Genomic DNA, 22278 nt, shown 5'->3' with positions numbered 1-22278 from the left:
CGGGGGCCGGCCCACGCGGTTCAGTCCAGCGTGGTGCGGCACAGCAACAGGCAGATGTCGTCGTCGTGCTCGGAGTCGTGCAGCATCGGCTTGAGCAGCGCGTCGGCCGCCGCGTCCAGATCCACCAGATCCGCCGCACCGAGCGCCCCCATGGCCTGCGCCAGCCGGTCGATGCCCGCGTCGATCCCGGCGGACCGCCGCTCCACCAGACCGTCCGTGTACAGCGCGAGCGTGGACCCCGCCGGCAGCTCCACGGTGTGCTCCTCGTAGATGAACGGCACCGGAACGCCCAGCATGATCCCCGGCCGGGTCTCCAGCACCCGCACCTCGCCGCCGGGACCGCGCACGAGGGCCGGCGGATGGCCGGCGGCGGCCCACACCACCTTCGGCTCGCCGGGCGTGAACCGGGCGATCGCGCAGGTCGCGTACAGCTCCGGCTGCTGGTGGCGGAGCATCCGGTGCAGCAGGGTGAGGATCCGCGCCGGGCCGTTGCCCTCGACGGCGTAGGCGCGCAGCGCGGTGCGCAGCTGGCCCATGATGACGGCCGCGCGCAGCCCGTGCCCCGTGACGTCCCCTATCACCGCCAGCACACTGCCGTCCGGCTGCGGAAAAGCGTCGTACCAGTCGCCGCCGATGTTCAGTCCGTGCGTCGCCGGCAGATAGCGGGCGGCCAGGTCCAGGCCCCGGGTGGCGGGCAGCTCGGTGAGCTGGGCGCGCTGCAGGGCCTCGGCGACGTCCCGGTGCTGCTCGTACTGGCGGGCGTTGTCCAGGGCGATGCCCGCCCGCCGGGCCAGCTCCAGCAGCATGACGGTGGTGTCCGGGTCGAAGCGGTCGCCGGGCGCGGCCAGCGTGAGCACGCCCTGCACGGTGCGCGCGCCGAGCGGCAGGCACAGCAGCGGCCGGTCCGGGGAGAGCGCGGAGGCCGGCAGGTCGTCCACGCCCGGCAGCTCACCGGGGTGGGGCCCCGCGTGCTGGGGGCGGCCGGTGCGCGCCGCAGTCACCGTGGCCGCCGCCCGTTCGCCCGGCGGGGTCCGCTCGTCGTCCACGAGCCAGAGGTCAACGTGCCGCGCGTACTCCGGGACCAGCAGCTCGGGCAGCCGGCGCAGGATGTCCTCGTGGTCGAGGGAGGCGTTCAGCGCCGCGCTCGCGTTGGCCAGGAAGGTCAGCAGACGGCGGGCGTTCTCCGCCTCCGCGCGCGCCGCCCGCTCGGCGTCGAGGAGGTCCCGCTGTGCGCGCGCCGCCGCTTCCAGTTCGGCGTGCAGCGCCAGCACGCCCTGGTTCGTCTGGTGCAACTCCTCCCGGTGGAAACGGAGAAGCTCCTCCGTCTCCGTCAGGCGCGCCAGCAGGGTCTCGGCGTCCGCGTCGGCGTCCAGCAGCGCCTCGGCGAGCGGGGCGCCGCCCGGGCCGGGCGGCGGCACGGTCACGGGCAGGGGGCAGACGAGCGTGTCCTCCCAGGGTTCCGGCCCGCCCAGGGCGACCCGCAGCCGCCCGCCCGGGCCGGCGGTCACGGCCAGGTCCGCGCCGCCCGCACCGAGGCCACGGCGCAGCCGGGCACCGAGCCCGGCCAGGAAGCGGGCACGGTCGAACGCGGGCACCCCGGCGTCCGCCAGCATCCGCGCCAGCAGAGCGCGGGCACGGGCCGCGTCGGCAGCGGAGGCGATGGTCCATTTCTCAGAGGCGGCTGTCATGGGCGCTGGTCCGGCGGTCGGGGGCCAGTACGGCCACGCTGGTGTCGTCGCGTGTGGGGCGGGCGGGGCTGCCGGCGTCGCGCAGGATCGCCGCGGCCACCACCGAGGGGTCCTGGCCGAGCAGCCGGGGATCCTCCGGCGGCCTCCAGCGGCTGGGCAGTCCGTCGCTGTGCACGACGAGCAGGCTGTCCCCGCGCCACGGTACCCGGCGCACCGGAACGTGCGCCGGGAAGTACGCCCCGACGATCCCCGGGTGGGAGACGAGGGACGTCCAGGAGTCCCCGGTGCGCACCCGGGCGCCCACGTTGCCGACCCCCGCGAAGCAGAGTTCTCCCCGCTCGGTGTCCGCCTGGGCCACGACGACCGCCGCGCCCCGGGTCGGCCGCAGCACCGCGTGCAGCCGGCGCAGGATGTCCGGCGGCGGCAGATCGGCGCAGCGGCGCAGTTCGGCCACCGCGGCGGAGGAGGCGTGCGCGGCCTTCGGACCGTGCCCGAGCCCGTCCGCGAGCAGCAGCGTCAGCAGCCTCCCGGACCGCACCCAGCCCCAGGCGTCACCGCACTCCTCGGCCCGCCCGAGGGCGACCGTGATCCCGCCCACGGGCACCGGTGCCACGCGAGTGCCGCGCCTGCCGGCCTCCGGGTCGATCCGGGCCGCCGCCACCGTCCCCCGTCCCGGCAGGCTGTACAGGTGGAAGTCGCTGGCGCTGCGCCGACAGCTGCCCAGGCCCGCGCCGAGCGAGCCCTCGGCGGTGGACCAGCCGTCCCGCAGCGCGGCGTCTACGTCGGCGATGCCCGGCCCGTGGTCGAGCGAGAACAGCTGCACCGAGGTGCCCGCCCCGCCCGTCGGCGGATCGACGAGGTTCACCACCATGTGGCCCCCGCCCGCGTGCCGGAGCAGGTTGGTGGCCAGCTCGGTGGCGACCAGCTCGGCGGCCGCCGAGCGCGCGGGGACCAGCTCCGCCTCCGCGCACGCCTCACGGGCCGCGATCCGGGCGTCCCGGACCCGGGTGGAGTCGTGCACCGGGACCTCCCACACCCGGCTCATCTCACCCCCGGACGCGAGGCGGGCACCTGGGCCACCCAGGCGACGGCCGTGACGGTCGTCCCCCGGCCGGGCTCGGTGTCGACGCTGAACTCGTGCACCAGCCGTTTCGCTCCGCTCAGCCCCAGTCCGAGGCCGCCGCCGGTGGTGTACCCGTCGGTCATGGCCAGCTCCAGGTCACGGATGCCCGGACCGCTGTCGATGAAGCACATCCGCAGTCCCCGGGTGCGTCCGTTGTCCAGCGGCGTGATCTCCGCCCGTCCGCCGCCGCCGTGCACCAGCGTGTTGCGGGCCAGCTCGCTCGCCGCCGTGACCAGTTTCGTCTGCTGCACCAGACCGAAACCGAGCTGCGCCGCGCACTGCCGCACCTGCTGCCGGACCCAGGCCAGATCCGCGTCCGAGCCGATGGGCAGGCTCGTCGCGGACGCCTGGCCGGACTGCTGCATCAGCTCCCTCCCCGGGACAGCAGTTCCATGGCACGGTCCACGTCCAGGGCGGTGACCAGGCCGGGCAGGGTGAGCCCCAGCTCGACCAGGGTGATCGCCACGGCCGGCCGCATCCCGGCCAGGACCGTACGGGCCGCCAGCAGCCGGGCCGTGGAGGCGATCTCCGCGAGGACCCGGCCGAGGAACGAGTCGACGATCTCCACCCCGGAGATGTCGATCACCACACCGGTCACCCCGCTGGTGGCGACCCGGCTGGTGATGTCGTGCTGCAGCTGCTCGGCCATGCCGTCGTGCAACTCGCCCTGCAGGGAGACCAGCAGGACGTCGCCCAGGGCGAGCACCGGGACCGCCGGCTGACCGGGAGTGGGCTGGTTCACCGCGCGCTCGCACCCGCGTCCGCACGGGACACCTCGATGCCCTGCTTGCCCAGCGCGTAGGCCAGCGCGTCGGACAGCGAGGCACGGGTGAGCACCGAGCCCAGGTCGATGCCGAGCTGCACGATGGTCTGCGCGATGGCCGGGCGGATCCCGGAGACGATGCACTCGGCACCCATCAGGCGCGCCGCGGCCACCGTCTTCATGAGGTGCTGGGCGACGAGCGAGTCCACCGTCGGCACCCCGGTGATGTCCAGGATCGCGTACCGGGCCCGCTGGTCGACGATGGCCTCCAGCAGCGACTCCATCACCACCTGGCTGCGCGCGCTGTCCAGGGTCCCGATCAGCGGGACGGCGACCGTGCCCTCCCACAGCTTGATCACCGGGGTGGCCACTTCGAGGAGCTGCTGGCGCTGCCGTTCGATCAGCTCGGCGTTGGCGTCCAGCGCCGTCTCCATCACCACCAGGCGCAGCGTGCCCAGCAGCAGGGTCAGCGCCAGGACGCACTCGTGGGCCTGCGGGGTGGCGGGATCGGCGAACTCCTCGCGCAGCAGCTCGACCGCGGGGGCACGCAGCCCGGCCACCTCCTCGGCGATCTGGGCCGGGGTGGATCCGGTCCGGGCCCGGGTCGCGGACATCCGCCCCAGCTGCTCGCGCACGGTGCCGAAGCCGGGCGCCCGCACGTCCTCCAGCCGTCCGCTGACCGCCACCTCGGACAGCGCCTCGACCACCGCCTTGCACGCCTCGACCGCCTCGTCGCGGGAGACGGTGAAGACCGAGCGGAACAAGGGGGCGTCGGCCCAGCGCTGGGCGATCTGCTCCTTGCGTTGCTCCAGGAAGGAACCGACGATCTGCGGTGCCGATCCGGCCGCGTCCTGTTCGGACACTCTCATCCTCTCCTCTCGCACAGCCGGGTCCGCCGGTCGGCCGGCTCCCCGTGGCCGATCACTGCCGGCCGCCCACCGTAGCTGGCCCGTCCCGGCCGTCCAAACGCGGTTCTCGGCACCGCTTTCACGCAATTCCCCCCAGGTCGGAAGCACTGTGCACCGAGCGGCGGACGGCGCGCGCCGCCGGGCCGGTGTCGGGACCCGCCTACCCCGAAAGCCGCGGGACTCTCCTCGCTGTTGCGCACGTCACCCGCGCGTGCGACCGGCCGCGTCCGCACCGGGTGACGCGGCCGGTCACCGGGCCGGGCGGACACCCTTCCCGGCGTGCGCCCGGCGTGGTGACGGGGTCAGTCGCGCGCCGCGGCCGGGACCTCCCGGCGGGCCGGCACCGGGTCCGGGTCGTGCGGGGGCCGGCGGCGGCGCAGCAGCAGACGCCGTGCCGGGCGCTCCACCCCCTCGTACAGCGCCCAGGACAGGCCGAGGGAGACGGCGAACGCGGCCGCGGTGACGGCCAGCCCCGCCAGGGCGCCGAAGTGCGGCTTCCTGCCCAGCAGCTCGGTCGCGGCGCACAGCACCAGCAGGTGGATCATGTAGAAGGCGAACGACAGCTCCCCGAGCCGCACCATCCGCCGGTGCCGCCACAGGGAGGGCAGACCGTGCAGGTCGGCGACCGCGGCGGCGGGGATGAGCAGGGCGAAGCCGGCGAGGGTGCACACGGTGGCCGAGTAGCCGGGTGTGACCTGCGGGACCAGGAAGTAGCCGATGACGGCCAGGGCGAGCGAGCCCTCCAGGCCGGGGCCGCGCCAGCGACCGAGCAGCACCAGCCGCGCGGTGACCGCGCCGAGCACGAACTCGGGCAGCCGGGCGGCCGGGAAGGAGTAGATGGAGTGGGTCCACCAGTGGTGGGCGTCCGCCCAGGCCAGCACCAGGACCGCGGCCACCGAGAGGCCGCCCAGCGCGGCCGAGCCGCGCGCACCGAGCCGGCGCAGCAGCAGGAAGAGCAGCGGGAAGGCGGCGTAGAAGAAGGCCTCGCAGGCCAGGGACCAGCTCACCGGGTTCAGCGTCTGCCACCACGGCTGCCACCAGGAGTGCAACAGAAGCGCGTTCGCCAGTGCCTGCTTCGCCGTCGGCCGTGGCTGGTGCGCCAGCGTGCAGGCCATGAGGAGGGCGACGGCGAGGGTGGCCAGGTGGACCGGGTAGATCCGGGCGACGCGCCGCCGCCAGAAGGCCGTCGCGCGGTCCCGGGGCCGCGCGGACCAGGTCAGGACGAACCCGGACAGGACGAAGAAGAACGACACTCCGGTGGCGCCGGCGCCGAAGGCCCAGGACACGAGGCGGCCACCGGTGCCGCCGAACCAGCCGAAGTTGTGCACGTGCAGTCCGAACACCAGCAGCGCCGCCATCCAGCGCAGCCCGGTGAGGGACGGCAGCGAGGGCGGGACGGCCGGTGCGGGAGACCCGGCGGTCGCCGCGCCGGTCCGGGCGGGCGGCGTCCGGAGCGCCCGGGTCGTCGCCGTGGTCATCACATCACCTGCCGCAGGGGGTTCGCGTGGGGCATGAAGGGGAACGTTGCCCGTTCACCCCCCGTCCATCACGCCGCATGGCAAACATCACACTGCTGCCGAACGACGGGCCGCCGTGGATGCCACGGACGGCGGGACGGGGTGCACCCGCACGAGTGAGCGAGGCTCGCCGCGGTGACGGCCCCTTCGGGATCCGCTCCGGCATGAACACCGAGGGCTGCCGGGCCCGCTCCGCCCGGGTGAACACACAGGCCGTGCCTTCCAGCGCCTGGAGGGCCCGGCACCGGACCGCCGGCAAGCGGAGTTGGACGTCAGGCCGGCGGTCCGGGGCACCACGGGGCCGCCGTCGGCGCGAGCGGGAGGGGCGGCCTGAGCGGACGGCCGGCTTGGGTGGTCGGACGGCCTGGGGGACGGACGGCCTGGGCGGATGGGCGGATGGGCGGCCTGGGCGGTTGGGCGGCCTGGGCGGCCTGGCCGGATGGGCGGTCTGGGGGGACCGCCGGTCCGAGCAGGCCGACAGCCCGAGTAGATCGCCGGCCCGAGCAGGTCCAGGACTCGCGCGGACCGGCCGCCTGAGCAGCCGTCAGGCCGCGGTGCCCTGTCGGCCCAGCGCCTCGGCCAACTGCTCCCGGGTCATCTTCGAGCGGCCCGGCACGCCGGCGGCGCTCGCCCGCTCGTACAGCTCCGCCTTCGACAGGGCGGCCAGGTCCTCGGCCGGCTGCCTCCGCTCCGGGCGAGCGGTGCGCTCGCGGTCGGGGGTCTGTTTCCGGGCGGAGGACTGTTTCCGGCTGGTGGTCTGTTTCCGAGGGGCGGGCCGTTTCCGGTCGGTGGCCTGGCTGCTCCGTTTCGTGGGCTGTTTCCGGTCGGTGGCCTGGCTGCTCCGTTTCGTGGGCTGTTCCCGGTCGGCGGCCCGGCTGCTCCCCTCCGCGGCCCGGTGCGTGCCGCCGCCCTCGCGGTTCCGGGAGCGGCTCTGCTCGACGCTGCGGCTGAGCGCCTCCATCAGGTCGATGACGTTGGTCGCCTCCGGCGGCTCCGCCTCGCCGACGACCTCCTCGCCCTTGGCCTTCGCCGCGACGAGTTCCTTGACCCGTTCCTCGTAGGTGTCGCGGTAGTCCGCGGGGTCCCAGTCGATGGTGAGGGCGTCGATCAGCTGCTCGGCCGTCCGCAGCTCCTTGCTGTCGCCGCTGGTGCGCCGGTCCGGGAGTCCGGGCACCACGTCGGCGGGGTCGCGCACCTCGTCGGCCCAGTGCAGGGTGTGCAGCACCAGGACGTCCGGCTGGGCGCGCAGCGCGGTCAGGTACTCCTTGCCGCGCATGGTGAGCGTGGCGATGCCGGCCTTGTCCGAACGGTCCAGCGCCGCCCGCATCAGCTCGTAGACCTGCACGTACTCCTTGCCGCGCGGGCCGACGTAGTACGTGCGGTCGAAGTAGACCGGCTCCACCCGGCGGAGGTCCACGAACCCGGCCAGGTCGATCACCTTCGACCGCCCCGGCGCGATCTCCTCCAGCTCCTCCGGCTCCACGACGACGTACTCGCCCTCGTCGACCTCGTAGCCCTTGACGATCCGGTCGGTGTCCACCTCCTTGCCGGTGCGCTCGTTGACCCGCTTGTTGCGGATCCGGTCGGAGGTACCGCGCTGGAGCTGGTGGAAGTGCACGGTGTGGTCCTGGGTGGCGGTGTACAGCCCCACGGGCAGGGTGACCAGCCCGAAGGTCAGCACACCGGTCCAGATCGGTCTCGCCATGGCCGCGCCTCCTGTCCGGGACTCTCGCCGATCGGCCGCCGGCTCCGAACGCTTCGCTGTGTCCGCTCACCGTAGAGCGCCCGGCCCGCGGGCGCGCGCCCGGTCGTGTGGCGGCCGGAGCCGGCGCGGAGCACACCGCGTTCCTCCAGCAGATCCCGGAAGCCTTCGCCATCACCACCGGCCGGATCACCGAACCCGAAGAAGTGGCGGCCCTGGTCGCGTTCCTCCTCTCCGACGTCGCCGGCAACATCACCGGTGCCGACTACGTCATCGACGGTGGCACGGTCAAAACGCTCTGAGGTCGCGCAGCCCCCGGTGAGGTGAGCCCGAGCCTCATGGCGGCGGGTACCGAACCCGGACGCCGACCAGGCCGGGGGCCCGGCTGCCGCTTTCGCGGTCCGTCGCCCGTCGAGTAGTTTCTTGACCCTCACACCGTGTCAGGCGGTCCACTCGGAGACATCATGTTCACCATCGGAGACTTCGCCCGGCACGGCCGCGTCTCGGTCCGGATGCTGCGTCACTACGACGCCACCGGACTGCTGCGCCCGGCCCACGTCGACCCCGTCAGCGGCTATCGCCACTACACCGCCGCCCAACTCGCCCGCCTCAACCGGATCATCGCGCTGAAGGACCTCGGATTCACCCTCCAGCAGGTGGGCGACATCGTGGACGAGAAGGTCGGCGCCGAGGAGCTGCGCGGCATGCTGCGGCTGCGGCGCGCCGAGCTGGAGACGGCCGTGGCCGCCGCGGAAGCACGGCTGGTCCAGGTCGAGGCGAGGCTCCGAGCGATCGAGAGCGAGGGGCGCATGCCCACGAACGACGTCGTCATCAAGAACGTCGGCACCCTCCGGGTGGCCGAGCTGACCGCGACCGCCGCCGGCTTCGACCCCGAGGAGATCGGCCCGGTCATCACGCCGCTCTACGACCAGCTCTTCCGCCACCTGGACGCGGCGGGCATCACGCCCACCGGTCCCGGCGTCGCCTACTACGAGGACGCCCCGGAGGGCGGCGGCAGGATCAGCGTCCACGCCGCCGTCCAGGTCTCCGCCCCGCTCCAGGACGGCGCCTTCCGCGTCCACGACCTGCCGGCCCTCGACCAGGCGGCGACCATCGTCCACCGCGGCTCGATGGACGCCGTCGTGCCCACCGCCCAGGCTCTGGCCCACTGGATCGACGCCAACGGCTACCGGTCGACCGGGTACCCCCGCGAGATCAACCTGGAGTGCCCCGAGAACCGTGACGACTGGGTGACGGAACTCCAGGCACCGGTGATCCGGGCCTGACCGGACCGGGGGCCCGGCGGCGGTTCGCGCCTACGGCACCGGGGCCGCGTGCTCGTGGCGGGGCGCGCGGCCGCACCGCCGGGGACGCGCGTACGTCACCGGACTTCCGGGCCCGGAGGCCACGTCACCGGGGAGCGGGGTTCCGGGGCGATCCCGTGCCCGGAAGCCGCGCCACCGGGACCGGGGTTCTGGGGCGATCCCGTGCCTGCGATCCGCGTCATCGGTATCGCGGGTCCGGCACCCGCGTCAGCGGGTTCCCGGGTCGGGGTGCCGTGTCACCGGGGATCCCCCGTACTACGTCGGTGGGAGCGGGTCCCCGCGTCGGCGCCCAGCCGTTCCGCCTCGGCGGTGGCCGCTGCGGCCCGGCGGCGGGCCCCTCCGACGGCGCGGGCGGCCTCGCGCGCCCGTTCCCGCGCATTCCGCTCCTCCTCGCGGGCCCGCCGCTGTTCCTCCTCGGCGCGCCCCAGCCGTTCCCGCAGCTCCCGGATCCGCCCCTCGGCGTCGGTCAACCGGGCGCGGGCCTCCTCCACCGCCCGTTCGGCGGCCTCGGCCTCCGTCTCGCGGGCGTGGAGGTCGCGTTCGGCGTCGCGGACGGCCTTGCGGGCCTCGTTGAGGCGGCGGCGCCGTGCGAGTTCGTCCTCGCCACCCTCGCGGTCCCTGCCGCCCTTGCCGTCCTCGGTCTTGCCGCGCGGTCGCTTCGCCTCTCGCGTGTCGCTCTTCCCGTCGCGCGCGCTGCTCTTCCCGCCCTCGCCGCGCCGTGCGGTTCCGGTCGTCGCCGGGGGAGCGGGGCGGTGCGCGAGGACGCTCTCGTCGGCCTGGGGGAAACCGAACGTGGCGCTGAGCGGCTTGACCAACCGCCCTTCGGCCCAGGTACGACCGGCCTCCGGGTCGGCGAGTACGGCGTGCAGCGTCTCCTCGACCTCCCGCTGGACCCCGTCGCCCACCGGACGCCCGGCCTCCGCGGCCAGCAGCCGTGCCTGCCGCCCGAGGGAGCCGATCACCTCGCTCTGCCGGCGGGCCAGCCCGCGCAGCCGGCCGCCATCCAGCTCGCGGTGCGCCCGGCGCAGCTCCTCGCCGAGTTCCAGGAGCGGCTCGACCTCCTGCCGTTGCCGGCGTACCAGCAGGTTGCTGACCCAGGCGGCGAGGCTCGGCCGCCGCAACGCGCCGATCTCCTTGGCGAGGGCCTCGTCACCGGCCTTGCGGGCGTCCAGGGCACGGCGGTCACGGGCGGCCACGAACTCCTCCGGCCGTAGTCCGTACAGCTCGTCGGCGACGGCGTCCAGATCCACCGGCGTCCCTCTCGACGGCCTCTTGACGACAGAGTCCGAGTTTCTCATCCCCGACCCGGTCCGTGCCCTTTCTCCTCATGTGCGCGGTCCACAAGACCGGACCACAAGACCGGACCACAAGACCGGCCCTCAGGCGCACCGCGACTTTCGGGACCGGATCACCGCCCTTCGCCCCCGACCCCTGGCGCGTCGCCCCGGATCCCGCGGGCCGTCGTCCCGGATCCCGTGGGCCGTCGTCCCGGAACCTCTGGACCGTCGGCCCCGAACCCCTGGACCGTCGTTCCGCAACCTCTAGACCGTCGACCCCGCCCCCTAGACCGTCGGCCCCCATCCGTAGACCGTCGGCGGACGGCGCCGGGAGGGCCGGGCCCGGCAGGGTGGCCGTATGCAGAAGAGCAGGGGAGACAAAGCACCCAAGGGGATCAGGCGCGCCCAGTTCCTGGCCGGTATGGCGTCCGCGGGGCTCGCCGCGGCCGTGCTGCCGTCGGGACCGGCCCGGGCCGCGCGGCGCGGACTGCGCCACCACGGGGTCGTGTACACCGTGGGTCAGGGGGAGACGCCGGGCACCGCCTTCAGCGTGACCCGGATGCGGGAGGACATCCGGGTCATCCGCGACGAGCTGTACGCCGACACCGTGGACGTGACGGGGGACGGGGTGGCACGTCTCACGGCCACCGCCGCCGAGGCGGCCGAGCGGGGGCTGCGCGTCTGGCTCCAGCCGACCCTCGGTGACGTCCCTGAGCGGGACATCCTGGAACACCTCGCCGAGACCGGCCGGTTCGCGGAGCGGCTGCGCCGGCAGGGAGCGGCCGTGGACCTCAGCGTCGGCTGTGAGTTCTGGCTGTTCGTGCCGGGGATCGTGCCCGGCGCCACCGCCCTCGAACGCATCCGGAACCTGCTCGACGGCCGGGTGGACCCCGTCGCGATGCAGCGCCGGCTGGACAGCTTCACGGCGAAGGCCGCCGCGGTCGGCAGGTCCGTCTTCCACGGTCGGCTCAGTTACGCCGCCGCCCAGGACGACCGGGTCGACTGGCGGCTGTTCGACATCGTGGGCATCGACTACTACGCGTACTACCCCCGCAGGGCCGACCACGTACGGGAGTTGGGCCGCCATCTGCGCTGGGGGAAGCCGCTGGCCGTCACCGAGTTCGGCACCTGCGCCTACGTCGGGGCGCCCGAGGCCGGCGGCATGGGCTGGGACGTCGTGGACCACGACAAGAAGCCCGAGGAGATCAAGGGCGACCTGGTCCGCAGCGAGCGCACCCAGGCGGCGTACCTCACGCAGCTGCTCGACGTGTTCTCCTCGATGGACCTGTACGCGGCGATGGCCTTCGAGTTCGTGACCCCCGACGCCCCGCACCGCCCCGACGACCCCCGCCACGACCTCGACATGGCGAGCTACGCCATCACCAGGACCGTCAAGGACCGCCCCGACGACCCGCACTCCGACTGGCACTGGGAGCCGAAGCAGGCGTTCCACGCCCTGGCCCACCGGTACCGGGCGGCCCGCGGGGAGGGCGGCCGCGGGTAGGCAGGCGCCGAAAGGGGGCCATCGAGGGGAGGTTGGGGGAGCGGGGGCGGGCGAGGCCGGTTCGCCGCGCGCCCGGCCCCGGTCCGGGGCACCATGGTGCGGGCAGGGGCAGGACTCGGTCTCCGACCGCCCGCCGGACCACCAGCGGCCACCGGGCCGGGCGGGCCGGGCGGGTTCGGCCGGAAACGTGCGGCTGCAAAAGCGGGGGCATTTTCGGGCGGATGCCGTAACGGCCCGGAGGTGGACGCCGGGTGACACGACACGGCCAAAATTGCATGGTTAGTTTTCTTGAACCCCTCGTGTTTATGAGGGTAGGTTCGGCCGCATGACCGCCTCCCCGACCCCGACCACCGCCGAGGAGCTGCGCGGTGCCGGCCTGCGCGTGACGGCCGCCCGCGTCGCGCTGCTGGAGACCGTCCGGGACGGCGACCACCTCGGCGTCGAGGCGATCGCCTCCGGAGTCCGCGATCGCGTAGGCCATATCTCCCTGCAAGCCGTCTACGAGGCCCTTCACGCGCTGACCGCGGCGGGCCTCGTACGCCGTATCGAACCGGCCGGCCACCCGGCCCGGTACGAGGGGCGCGTGGGGGACAACCACCACCACATCGTGTGCCGGTCCTGCGGTGCCGTCGCCGACGTCGACTGTGCCGTCGGCGACGCGCCCTGCCTGACCGCCGCCGACGACCACGGTTTCGCCATCGACGAGGCCGAGGTCGTGTACTGGGGCCTGTGCCCCGAGTGTTCCACCGGCCGCAGTTCCTGAGCACCGAGTTCCGCACAGTTCGGAAGGATTGCCATGACTGAGAACCACGACGCGATCGTCACAGACGCGAAGTCGGAGGAGGGGAGCGGCGGCTGCCCCGTCGCGCACGACCGGGCCCTGCACCCGACCCAGGGTGGCGGCAACCGCCAGTGGTGGCCGGAGCGGCTCAACCTGAAGATCCTCGCCAAGAACCCGGCCGTGGCCAACCCCCTCGATGAGGACTTCGACTACGCGGAGGCCTTCAAGGCCCTCGACCTCGCGGCCGTGAAGCGGGACATCGCCGAGGTGCTGACCACGTCGCAGGACTGGTGGCCCGCCGACTTCGGCAACTACGGCCCCCTGATGATCCGTATGGCCTGGCACAGCGCGGGCACCTACCGCATCAGTGACGGCCGCGGCGGCGCCGGCGCCGGCCAGCAGCGCTTCGCCCCGCTCAACAGCTGGCCGGACAACGGCAACCTCGACAAGGCCCGCCGTCTGCTGTGGCCGGTCAAGAAGAAGTACGGCCAGAGCATCTCCTGGGCCGACCTGCTGGTTCTCACCGGCAACGTCGCCCTGGAGACGATGGGCTTCAAGACCTTCGGTTTCGGCGGCGGCCGCGCGGACGTCTGGGAGGCCGAGGAGGACGTCTACTGGGGCCCCGAGACCACCTGGCTGGACGACCGGCGCTACACCGGCGACCGCGAGCTGGAGAACCCGCTCGGCGCGGTCCAGATGGGTCTGATCTACGTCAACCCGGAGGGCCCCAACGGCAACCCGGACCCGATCGCCGCGGCCCGCGACATCCGTGAGACGTTCCGCCGCATGGCGATGAACGACGAGGAGACCGTCGCCCTGATCGCCGGCGGCCACACCTTCGGCAAGACCCACGGCGCGGGCCCGGCCGACCACGTCGGCCCCGACCCCGAGGCCGCCTCGCTGGAGGAGCAGGGCCTGGGCTGGAAGAGCACCTACGGCACCGGCAAGGGCGGGGACGCCATCACCTCCGGCCTGGAGGTCACCTGGACCGCCACGCCGACCCAGTGGAGCAACGGGTTCTTCAAGAACCTCTTCGAGTACGAGTACGAGCTGGAGCGGAGCCCGGCCGGCGCCCACCAGTGGGTCGCGAAGAACGCCCCGGAGATCATCCCGGACGCGCACGACCCGTCGAAGAAGCACCGTCCGCGCATGCTGACCACCGACCTCTCGCTGCGCTTCGACCCGATCTACGAGCCGATCTCCCGCCGGTTCTACGAGAACCCGGAGGAGTTCGCGGACGCCTTCGCCCGCGCCTGGTACAAGCTCACCCACCGTGACATGGGCCCGAAGTCGCTGTACCTCGGCCCGGAGGTCCCGGCGGAGACCCTGCTGTGGCAGGACCCGCTGCCGGAGCGCGAGGGCGAGCTGATCGACGACGCCGACATCGCCACCCTGAAGACCAAGCTGCTCGAATCGGGCCTGTCCGTCTCCCAGCTGGTCACCACCGCGTGGGCGTCCGCCTCCACCTTCCGCGCCAGCGACAAGCGCGGCGGCGCCAACGGCGCCCGTATCCGCCTCGCCCCGCAGCGCGGCTGGGAGGTCAACGACCCCGACCAGCTGGCCCAGGTGCTGCGCACCCTGGAGAACGTCCAGCAGGAGTTCAACGCCTCCTCCGGCGCGAAGAAGGTCTCCCTGGCCGACCTGATCGTCCTCGGCGGTGCCGCCGCCGTGGAGAAGGCCGCCAAGGAAGCCGGCTTCGAGATCCGGGTGCCCTTCACCCCGGGCCGTGTGGACGCGACCGAGGAGCACACCGACGTCGAGTCCTTCGAGGCGCTGGAGCCGACCGCGGACGGCTTCCGCAACTACCTCGGCAAGGGCAACCGCCTGCCGGCCGAGTACCTGCTGCTCGACAAGGCGAACCTGCTGGACCTGAGCGCCCCCGAGATGACGGTGCTCGTCGGCGGTCTGCGCGTCCTCGGCGCCAACCACCAGCAGTCGCAGCTCGGCGTCCTCACCACGACGCCCGGCGTCCTGACCAACGACTTCTTCGTCAACCTGCTCGACATGGGGACGACGTGGAAGGCGGTCTCCGAGGACCAGACCACGTTCGAGGGCCGCGACGCCGTGACCGGCGAGGTGAAGTGGGCCGGCAGCCGTGCCGACCTGGTCTTCGGCTCCAACTCCGAGCTGCGCGCGCTCGCCGAGGTCTACGCCAGCGACGACGCGAAGGAGAAGTTCGTCAAGGACTTCGTCGCCGCGTGGAACAAGGTCATGGACGCGGACCGCTTCGACCTCGCCTGACCGACCGGCACCGGGCGGACCGGCCGGCCGGACCTCTTCCGGCCGGCCGGTACGAAGCCGACCGGCGGCTTCCACCCCGCCGACCGGCCGGTACGGCCTCGCCTGACCGGTTGAAGCCGAACAGGACGTCCGGGTGCGCCCAGCCGGGAGCACCCGGACGTCCTGCTGTCCCGGCGGGACCGGATGCCGGTCCGTCAGCGACCCAGCACCGCCGCGCCCGCCTGCGCGTACCGCTCGTCCAGGTCGCCGGACGGTGCGCCGGCGACGCCGATGCCCGCGACCGGGGCGCCCTTGGCGGTCACCGGCGTGCCGCCCGCGAGGAACAGCGTGCCCGGGATGTCCTTCAGGGCCGGCGCCTGCGCCAGCCGCCCGGCCAGCTCGGAGGTCGGCGCGTTCCAGGACACCGCGGTGTACGCCTTGCGCTCCGCGGACGCGTACGACTGCGGGCCGGCGCCGTCGCCGCGCAGGGTGACCAGGGTGTTGCCGTTGCGGTCGACGACGGCCACCGACACGTGCCGGCCGTCCTTCTCGGCCGCCTCCACCGCGGCGCGCGCCGCCTTCGTGGCGGCCTCCAGGGTGAGGTGCGTGCTCTGGGTCAGCTCGCCGCCGCGGGCTGCGGCGGGGGCGGCGGGAGCTGCGTCCGTGGAGTCGGCGGCGTTGGCGGCGACCGTGCCGGCGGCACCGGCACCGAGGACGGCCAGGGCGGCGCCGCCCACGAGGACGCGGGTACGGCGGGACGGGTTCTTGCGGCTGGGCATGCTGGGGAACCTTCCAGGAGAACCGGGGGGAGCGTCACTGGCTCCCGGAACCGATCCTCGGCCCGGAACCGGCCGCGTCCCGTCGACGGACCGGATGCCCGGGGGGTCATCCGATCGGATGACCCCCCGCGTTGCGGGCCTGGGCACAATGGAGGGTGTTTGCCCAGTTCAGCGCGGAGCCGAGGGAGGTGCCGACGGTGGCCGTACCCGAGCGCGACGCCACCCGCGCCCTCACCGTCGTCATGCACACGGCGTTCTACGTGCTGCTGGCCGCGTCCGTCGCCCGCTATCTGGCCCGGCACGCCGACGGCCCCCACACGCCCGGGGTGATCGCCCTCTCCCTGCTGCTGGCCGTGCTCTACGCCCTCGGACCCGCCCTCGGCACCCGGCCCGCCCCGCGCCGCCTGACCTGGCTCGGCCTGGTCGTGGCGGCCTGGGCACTGCTCGTCGTCCTGGCCCCGAGCTTTGCCTGGTGCGCGGTCCCGCTCTTCTACACCGGCCTGCGCACGCTCCCGGCCCGCGCCGCGATCCCGCTCGTCGCCCTGCTGACGGCGCTCGCGGTCGCCGCCCAGCTCCGCCTGGCCGGCTGGGCGGACCCGAACGTGCTGCTGGCCCCGCCCGCGGTGGCCGCCGTGGCCACCACCGTCTTCGTCGTCATGCAACGCCAGGCGGCCCGCCGGGACGCCCTGATCGACGACCTGGTCCGCACCCGGCGCGAGCTGGCCGCCACCGAGCGCCGCGAGGGCACCCTCGCCGAACGCGAACGGCTCGCCCGGGAGATCCACGACACCCTCGCCCAGGGCCTGTCCAGCCAGCGCATGCTGCTCCAGGCGGCCGACCGGCTGTGGGACACCGCGCCCGGCACCGCCCGGGACCACGTCCGTACGGCGGCGGCGATCGCCGAGCGCAGCCTCGCCGAGGCCCGTCGCTTCGTCCACGACCTCACCCCCGCCGACCTGGCCGAGGGCGGCGGCCTGCTCCAGGCACTGCGCGCCGTCGCCGAACGAGAGACGACACCCGCGCTCGCCGTCCGCGTCCACACCGAGGGCAGCCCGCCCGACCCCCTGCCCGCCCCGGTGGAGTCGGCCCTGCTCCGCATCGCCCAGGGCGCCCTCGCCAACGTCCGGGAACACGCGGAGGCCACGACCGCCACCCTCACCCTGACCTGCCTGGACGACCAGATCGTCCTGGACGTCACGGACGACGGCCACGGCTTCGACCCGCAGACCCCGTTCGCTCTCGCGGCGGACTCCCGCGGCCACGGCCTGCCCGCCATCCGCGCCCGCCTGCGCCAGCTGGGCGGCACCCTCACCATCGAGTCGGCACCGGGCGAGGGCACGGCCCTGTCGGCCGCGATCCCGCTGGAGCCAAGATGACCCGCGCCCCCGACACGGCCGCACGCCCACCGGTACGCATCCTCGTCTGCGACGACCACGCCGTCGTACGCGCCGGCCTGCTGGCCCTCCTGCACAGCGCACCGGACATCGAGGTCGTCGGCGAGGCCGGCAGCGGCGAGGAGGCCCTCGCCCTCGCCCGCAAGACCGACCCGGACGTCGTCCTGATGGACCTGCAGCTCGGCGAAGGCATCGACGGCGTGGAGACCACCCGGCGTCTGCGCGCCGCGCCGTCCGCCCCGCACGTCCTGGTCCTGACGACGTACGACACCGACGCCGATGTCACCCGCGCCGTCGAGGCGGGCGCCACCGGCTATCTCCTGAAGGCCGAGCGCGCCGAGGACCTCTTCACGGCGATCCACGCCGCCGCCCAGGGCCGCCCGGCCCTCTCACCCCCGGTCGCCGACCGCGTCATGTCCCGTCTGCGCAACCCACGCCCCTCCCTCACTCCCCGCGAACGCGACATCCTCTCCCACCTCTCCCAGGGCCTCCCCAACCACGCCATCGCCCGCGCCCTCTACATCAGCGAGGCCACCGTCAAGACCCACCTCCGCCGTATCTACGACAAACTCGGTGTGGACACGAGGGCGGGCGCGGTAGCGGTGGCGAAGGAACAGCGGCTGCTTCCGTAGCGCAGGGGAACAGACGCCGATGAGACGGCTGCCGGCACGTCCCGCTCGACGCGAAGCCGGGCTACGGGCGCTCGGTCACCGTCCGCAGGCCGGCGACGTCCACGTCAGAGGAGCGTCTCCGCCGCCGGGGCGGGCATTTCCGCCCAGATGATCTTTCCGTTCGCGGTGTGGCGGGTGCCCCAGCGCGCGGCGAACTGTGCCACCAGGAAGAGGCCGCGGCCTCCTTCCTCGCCGAGTCTCGCCCGTCGCATGTGGGGGGAGGTGCTGCTGCTGTCCGAGACCGCGCAGATGAGGCGGTTCTCGGTGCGGATCAGGTCCAGGGAGATGGGGCCGCGGGCATGGCGGATCGCGTTGGTGACCAGTTCGCTGACGATCAGTTCCGCGGAGAAGGACAGATCCTCGAGCCGCCACTGGGCGAGGCGCTCGCCGACCAGTGACCGGGCGTACCCGGCCGCTTCCGGTTCGAAGGCCAGTTCCCAGGAGGCGACGCGGTCGGCAGGCAGGGGGCAGGGCCGGGCGACCAGGAAGGCGACGTCGTCGGCGGGATGATCGGGCAGCAGGATGCGCTCCATGGTGCCGGTGATCTCCTCCAGGGGGCGCTCCGGATGAGCGAGGGCGAAGCACAGCCGCGCCAGACCGATGTCCGCATCGCGCTCGGAGGCCATGATCAGACCGTCGGTGTACAGGGCCAGGACGCAGTCGTCCGGGATGTCCACCTCCACCGACTCGAAGGGCATGCCCCCCACACCGAGCGGCGGGCCGGGCGGGACGTCGCAGAACTCCACCGGCTTGTTCCGGTGGGCGAGGGCGGGTGGCGGGTGCCCGGCGCTGGCGAACGTCGCACGGCGCGTGACCGAGTCGTAGACACCGTACAGACAGGTGGCGCCGACCACCCCCTCCGCGGCGAAGGGGTGCGCGGTCTCGGCCTCCTCGGCCAGACGCTGGACCAGGTCGTCGAGGTGGGCCAGCAGTTCGTCGGGCGGCAGATCCAGGTCGGCCAGCGTGTGCACGGCGGTGCGAAGCCGGCCCATGGTGGCCGCGGCACGCAGGCCGTGGCCGATGACGTCGCCGACCACCAGCCCCACCCGGGCGCACGCGAGAGGCAGCACGTCGCACCAGTCGCCGCCCACCCCGGCCTCCGTGTCGGCGGGCAGATAGCGGTAGGCGGCTTCCACGGCCGTGTGCGCGGGCATGTCGTGCGGCAGCAGGCTGCGCTGCAGCATGAGCGCGGAGTGGTGCTCTCTGGTGAACCGGCGTGCGTTGTCGATGCAGACGGCGGCGCGGGCAGCGAGCTCTTCGACGAGCAGCAGGTCATCGGGGAGGAAGGACTCGGGATTGCGCCACCGCATCAGCGTCGCCGCCCCCATGGTCACGCCGCGCGCGCGGAGCGGAACCACCATGTGGGAATGGATGCCCAGCTCCCGCATGCGCGAGCTGCGCTCGGCGTCCCTCACCAGCCAGGGGCTGGACAGAGCCAGCACGGCGTTCAGTACGGGATACCCACTGGACAGACACTGCCACTGCGGGGATCCCTCCGGATATCCGACGGTGCAGCCCGCCGGGACGACGACTTCGGGCAGGTCCTCGCGGACGGACCGGTGGGCGGCCCGGCGCACGTCGCCCGTCCGGCCGACGGAGCGGACATCGGGTTCCCGCCCGTCGAGAACGGCACCGAGCAGGTCGACGGCGACGAAGTCGGCGACCTCGGGCACCAGGACCTCGGCGAATTCCTCCACCGTGCGGTCGAGGTCCAGGGTGCTGCCGATCAGGGCAGCGGCCTCGTTCAGCAGCGCCAGTCTGTTCTGGGCCCGGTACAGGTCCGTGACGTCGACCGATTCCTCGCACACCCCCAGCGTCTGTCCCGCCGCGTCCTGCAGCCGGTAGTAGGACAGCGACCACACGTGTTCACGGTCCGGATCCGCGAGGGTCCGTCCCTGGTACCGAAGATCCACGACCGTCCGCCCGGTGACGAGCACCTCTCTCATCAGCTGCGTCACCGAGGACGGGTGGCCGGGGGACAGCACCCGGCTGCCGGGGTACAGCTCACTCTCGCTGCGTCCCAGATACTGCGTGAACTCCCCCGGCAGCTCGCTCCGCGCCGCGGCATTGGCCCATGCCACCCGCAGGTCGGGGCCGTAGATCGTCAGCGCCACCGGGGATTCGGCGGCAAGGCCCTGCAGCATGGCCTGCCCCAGCTGCCACTCCGCGTGTTCCCGGGCGTCCGCCAGCAGCAGGAGAAAGGCGGTGCCCGCCACTCCGGCCGGAAGCTGGTACAGCGACGTCACCGCGCGCAGGAAGCGGCCCGACCGGTGACGGAGAACCGTGTGCACAGGCGCCGCGCCGTCCCGCCGCGGGCCGAGCCAGTCCTCGTCGGCTCCCTCGGCCTGCACCGACAGCGCGCGGATCGGTTGGCCGAGCATGTCCTTCGCGTGGTAACCGAGCAGCTGCTCGGCCTGCGGGCTCCAGCCGGTCACCCACTTCCGGCCGTCCAGCGTGACGACGGCTGCGCGCGTGACACTCAGCGGGTCGCCCCGATCGTCCGACCCAGGGGCAATCGTCGATGTGGTCACGACACATCCGTCCTCGCTGTCACCACGGAGCCACAGCAGGCGACGCAGCCCGCGTGCTTCCCTTCAAGGATCTGCTCGCGGGAGCGGAGGCACAACGCCTGGGCGGAAGGGCGGCGCCGTCCGCCCGGCGACCCCGTCGGCGCACGCACCGCAGGGCGCTCCGTGGCGAACGGCCGGCCGTTCGCCCACGGCGGCTCCGGTCGCTGAGCGGCCGGGTGCAACGCCGCACGGCACAGGGCGCCACCTCGTGTGACCGGTGTGCTGCATGTCACTTTTGGCCTAATGTATGAATTAGGTCATTTGGCCGGAACATTCTGATCTGGGTTGATCACGGTCGGGTCAGGAGACCGTGGGCACACAGACCGCGAGAGTGGCCGTACGAGGGGCTCCCACTTCCCGCTGAACCGCACCGGTACAGCCATCGCCGAAGCGGGCATGGCGGTCCGTCGCACCGCGACGTCGGCTCGTTCGGGCATCCGAACCCGGACAAGAAGGGCGCCAAGCTGTTGCTCCAGGTCCTCACCGACCCCCGGCCGCGCGCGGGGGCCGTCCACCGGCTCGCCTTCGACGGCACACCGACCCCCGCAGGCACGGACCTCTGCCCGCGGAAGGCGGCCGAGCCCGGGTACCGGTCCGCCAGGCGGTCGTGATGGCGGGCGGCAAGGAGGGCGCGGCGGCGGAGCATCCGCGACGTCCTGAGCTGCTGGCACGTCTGGACGCCGAACTGGGCCGGATCGACGATCAGCTGCATGCCCTGTCCGCCGCCAAGAACCGGCTCCAGGGCCTGCTGGACGCGGTGGTGACCATCACCCGGGAGGTGGAGCTGCCCGCGGTGCTGCATCGCATCGTGACCACCGCCATGGACCTGGTCGGCGCCCGCTACGGGGCACTGGGAGTTCTGGACGAGGCCGGTGAGTATCTTAAGCAGTTCATCGTCGCGGGCCTGTCCGAGCAGGAACGTGCGGCCCTGGCCGGGGTGGGGTTTCCTCGCGGCCTGGGCGTCCTCGGACACCTCATCTGCCACCCCGAACCTCTGCGGGTGGACGACATCCCCTCGCACCCGGCCTCTGTCGGGTTTCCGGCCGGCCACCCGCGCATGGGCACCCTGCTCGGCGTCGCCATCAGCGTCCGCGGCGAGATCTACGGCGACCTCTACCTCTCCGAACGACGCGACGGACGACCCTTCGACGTGCACGACGAGAACGTCGTCGTCGCGCTCTCCAGCGCCGCCGGCATCGCGATCGAGAACGTCCGCCTGCTCGAACAGGTGCGTACCGGGTCCGAACAGTTCCAACGGCTCCTGCTGCCGACGCTGCCCGACATGCGGCCTTTCGACGCCGCCGCCGTCTACCAGCCCGCCGCCGAACCCCACCATGTCGGCGGTGACTGGTACGACGCCATCCTGCTGCCCGACGGCGCGGTGGCGGTCGTCATCGGCGACGTCGTCGGCCACGACCTGCACGCCGCCGCCGCCATGGCCTCCACCCGCAACATGCTGCGCGCACTGCTGTTCGCCCTGCGCACTCCGCCCAGCGCGGTCCTCGCCCAGCTCGATCTGACCCTGGAGGCCATCACCGACAGCCCCGTCACCACCACCAGCCTGGCGCGGGTCGAACCCGCCGGCTCCGCCTGGCGGCTGCACTGGAGCACGGCGGGCCACGTCCCGCCTCTGCTGATCCTCCCCGGCGGCCGGGCGGAATACCTGTTCGCCGAGCCCGGACTGCCGCTGAACGTCAACAGCGCGCAGTCCCGTCCCGACCACACCCACCCCCTGCCCCGGGACACCACCGTGGTCTTCTTCACCGACGGCCTCATCGAGCACCCCGACCACCCCATCGACGAGAGCCTGGACCACCTCGCCGAACTAGCCACCACGCACGCCGCCCTGCCCCTGCGGGACCTGGTGCAGGCCCTCGCCGACCACCATCCCAGCGACGGGCACGACGACATGGCCATCCTCGCCCTGCGCACCCCGCGCTGAGGCGCCGGACAGCCCTCCGCGACACGGCTGAAGCAGGGACCGGCAGAGCGCACCGGCAGAGCGCACCACTCCCTCCCGGGCGGTCGCCCGAAGCAGCCCCGGCCGGCAGAGCAG

17 protein-coding genes and 1 pseudogene are annotated in these 22278 nt (G+C 73.4%); 8 read left to right on the top strand and 10 right to left on the bottom strand.

Annotated features, from left to right (window positions below; all coding sequences use genetic code 11):
- Positions 1 to 20 precede the first annotated feature (20 nt).
- The 7 genes from IEZ20_RS22305 to ku all read right to left on the bottom strand — a co-directional run bounded on the left by IEZ20_RS22305 (position 21) and on the right by ku (position 7704).
- Positions 21 to 1688 (bottom strand): PP2C family protein-serine/threonine phosphatase, encoded by a 1668-nt coding sequence (locus IEZ20_RS22305; protein WP_189301483.1) that lies wholly within the window; start codon positions 1686 to 1688, stop codon positions 21 to 23.
- Complete coding sequence (locus IEZ20_RS22300) at positions 1672 to 2724, bottom strand: SpoIIE family protein phosphatase (RefSeq protein WP_373303957.1); 1053 nt, start codon at positions 2722 to 2724, stop codon at positions 1672 to 1674. The genes IEZ20_RS22305 and IEZ20_RS22300 overlap by 17 nt, the downstream gene beginning before the upstream one ends.
- Positions 2725 to 2729: 5 nt before the next feature.
- Complete coding sequence (locus IEZ20_RS22295; RefSeq protein WP_189301479.1) at positions 2730 to 3176, bottom strand: ATP-binding protein; 447 nt, start codon at positions 3174 to 3176, stop codon at positions 2730 to 2732.
- Positions 3176 to 3553 carry an STAS domain-containing protein gene (locus IEZ20_RS22290; protein ID WP_189301477.1) on the bottom strand — a complete coding sequence of 126 codons (378 nt, stop codon included), beginning with the start codon at positions 3551 to 3553 and terminating at the stop codon, positions 3176 to 3178. The genes IEZ20_RS22295 and IEZ20_RS22290 overlap by 1 nt, the downstream gene beginning before the upstream one ends.
- Entirely contained in the window at positions 3550 to 4443 is an 894-nt protein-coding gene (locus IEZ20_RS22285; protein ID WP_189301475.1) for an STAS domain-containing protein, read from the bottom strand. Before IEZ20_RS22285 ends, IEZ20_RS22290 begins: the two co-directional genes overlap by 4 nt.
- 341 nt (positions 4444 to 4784) lie before the next feature.
- A complete protein-coding gene (locus IEZ20_RS22280) occupies positions 4785 to 5960 on the bottom strand; it encodes an acyltransferase family protein (RefSeq protein ID WP_189301473.1) in 1176 nt (391 codons plus the stop codon).
- Between the two features lie 583 nt (positions 5961 to 6543).
- Entirely contained in the window at positions 6544 to 7704 is a 1161-nt protein-coding gene (ku, locus tag IEZ20_RS22275) for a non-homologous end joining protein Ku (RefSeq protein ID WP_189301472.1), read from the bottom strand.
- 101 nt (positions 7705 to 7805) lie between these two features.
- On the opposite strand from ku, the pseudogene IEZ20_RS22270 reads away from it, so the two are divergent.
- Both IEZ20_RS22270 and IEZ20_RS22265 read left to right on the top strand, forming a co-directional pair.
- A pseudogene (locus tag IEZ20_RS22270) lies at positions 7806 to 8003 on the top strand (SDR family oxidoreductase); the annotation flags it as partial.
- Between the two features lie 162 nt (positions 8004 to 8165).
- A complete protein-coding gene (locus tag IEZ20_RS22265; protein ID WP_189301469.1) occupies positions 8166 to 8987 on the top strand; it encodes a MerR family transcriptional regulator in 822 nt (273 codons plus the stop codon).
- A 275-nt stretch (positions 8988 to 9262) separates the two neighbouring features.
- On the opposite strand, the gene IEZ20_RS22260 is transcribed toward IEZ20_RS22265, so the two are convergent.
- Positions 9263 to 10276 carry a hypothetical protein gene (locus IEZ20_RS22260; RefSeq protein WP_189301467.1) on the bottom strand — a complete coding sequence of 338 codons (1014 nt, stop codon included), beginning with the start codon at positions 10274 to 10276 and terminating at the stop codon, positions 9263 to 9265.
- 385 nt (positions 10277 to 10661) lie between these two features.
- On the opposite strand from IEZ20_RS22260, the gene IEZ20_RS22255 reads away from it, so the two are divergent.
- The 3 genes from IEZ20_RS22255 (at position 10662) to katG (ending at position 14829) form a co-directional block, all read left to right on the top strand.
- Positions 10662 to 11807 (top strand): glycoside hydrolase family 113 protein, encoded by a 1146-nt coding sequence (locus tag IEZ20_RS22255; RefSeq protein WP_189301465.1) that lies wholly within the window; start codon positions 10662 to 10664, stop codon positions 11805 to 11807.
- A gap of 325 nt (positions 11808 to 12132) precedes the next feature.
- Positions 12133 to 12570: a Fur family transcriptional regulator gene (locus IEZ20_RS22250; protein ID WP_189301463.1), complete on the top strand. Its 438-nt coding sequence runs from the start codon at positions 12133 to 12135 to the stop codon at positions 12568 to 12570.
- Between the two features lie 33 nt (positions 12571 to 12603).
- Positions 12604 to 14829 carry a catalase/peroxidase HPI gene (gene katG, locus IEZ20_RS22245; protein WP_189301461.1) on the top strand — a complete coding sequence of 742 codons (2226 nt, stop codon included), beginning with the start codon at positions 12604 to 12606 and terminating at the stop codon, positions 14827 to 14829.
- Positions 14830 to 15023: 194 nt separating this feature from the next.
- Here the strand turns inward: katG and IEZ20_RS22240 are convergent, their stop codons facing one another.
- Positions 15024 to 15587, bottom strand: coding sequence for a GlcG/HbpS family heme-binding protein (locus tag IEZ20_RS22240; RefSeq protein ID WP_189301459.1), 564 nt, complete (start codon positions 15585 to 15587; stop codon positions 15024 to 15026).
- A 188-nt stretch (positions 15588 to 15775) separates the two neighbouring features.
- Between IEZ20_RS22240 and IEZ20_RS22235 the strand changes: the two genes are divergently transcribed.
- Both IEZ20_RS22235 and IEZ20_RS22230 read left to right on the top strand, forming a co-directional pair.
- Positions 15776 to 16963 (top strand): sensor histidine kinase, encoded by a 1188-nt coding sequence (locus IEZ20_RS22235; protein WP_189301707.1) that lies wholly within the window; start codon positions 15776 to 15778, stop codon positions 16961 to 16963.
- Entirely contained in the window at positions 16960 to 17613 is a 654-nt protein-coding gene (locus tag IEZ20_RS22230) for a response regulator (RefSeq protein WP_189301457.1), read from the top strand. The genes IEZ20_RS22235 and IEZ20_RS22230 overlap by 4 nt, the downstream gene beginning before the upstream one ends.
- A gap of 104 nt (positions 17614 to 17717) precedes the next feature.
- On the opposite strand, the gene IEZ20_RS22225 is transcribed toward IEZ20_RS22230, so the two are convergent.
- The gene (locus IEZ20_RS22225; RefSeq protein WP_189301455.1) at positions 17718 to 20183 is read right to left on the bottom strand and encodes a SpoIIE family protein phosphatase; all 2466 of its coding nucleotides are present in this window, start codon (positions 20181 to 20183) and stop codon (positions 17718 to 17720) included.
- A 649-nt stretch (positions 20184 to 20832) separates the two neighbouring features.
- Here IEZ20_RS22225 and IEZ20_RS22220 point away from each other — a divergent pair.
- On the top strand, positions 20833 to 22164 hold the full coding sequence (locus IEZ20_RS22220) for a PP2C family protein-serine/threonine phosphatase (RefSeq protein WP_189301452.1): 1332 nt from the start codon (positions 20833 to 20835) through the stop codon (positions 22162 to 22164).
- Positions 22165 to 22278: the final 114 nt, after the last annotated feature.

This window comes from Streptomyces cinerochromogenes, from assembly GCF_014648635.1.
Classification (GTDB): Bacteria; Actinomycetota; Actinomycetes; order Streptomycetales; family Streptomycetaceae; genus Streptomyces; species Streptomyces cinerochromogenes.
Note: the sequence above shows the minus strand (reverse complement) of the source record. Positions and strands in the feature narration are given on the sequence as shown.